The sequence below is a fragment of the Pseudarthrobacter sp. NKDBFgelt genome (assembly GCF_046097905.1).
Taxonomy (GTDB): domain Bacteria; phylum Actinomycetota; class Actinomycetes; order Actinomycetales; family Micrococcaceae; genus Arthrobacter; species Arthrobacter polychromogenes.
In genome coordinates, this window is the sequence record NZ_JBJURL010000206.1 from 1 (window position 1) to 617 (window position 617).

The 617-nt window shown below is 63.5% G+C and carries 1 protein-coding gene; it reads left to right on the top strand.

What is annotated here, in order from left to right; all coding sequences use genetic code 11:
- The coding region (locus tag ACKAE7_RS21180; protein ID WP_408980246.1) for a lipoyl synthase at positions 1-617 on the top strand (617 nt) is incomplete at both ends.

Consider the following 617-nt stretch of genomic DNA (forward strand, 5'->3'; position numbering starts at 1 on the left):
GAGTGGATCAAGGCGAAGGTCCAGATGGGCCCGGAGTTTGTCCAGCTCAAGAACCTGGTCAAGAAAGAGGGCCTGCACACGGTGTGTGAGGAGGCCGGCTGCCCCAACATTTTCGAGTGCTGGGAGGACAAGGAAGCCACGTTCCTGATCGGCGGGTCCGAGTGCACCCGGCGCTGTGATTTCTGCCAGATCGATACCGGCAAGCCCTCCCCGGTGGACATGTTCGAACCCACCAAGGTGGCCCGGTCCGTGCAGGCGATGCAGCTGCGCTACGCCACCGTCACCGGCGTGGCCCGCGACGACCTCGAAGACGAGGGCGTGTGGCTGTACGCCGAAACGGTCCGGAAGATCCACGAACTGAACCCCGGCACCGGCGTCGAACTGCTGATCCCGGACTTCTCCGGCAAACCCGGGCACATCAAAGCGATCTGCGATTCAAAACCTGAAGTGTTCGCGCACAACGTGGAGACCGTGCCGCGGATCTTCAAGCGGATCCGCCCGGCGTTCCGGTACGAGCGGTCCCTGGATGTGATCACGCAGGGCCGGAACCTGGGCATGGTGACCAAGTCCAACCTGATCCTGGGCATGGGCGAGACCCGCGAGGAGATCTCCGAGGC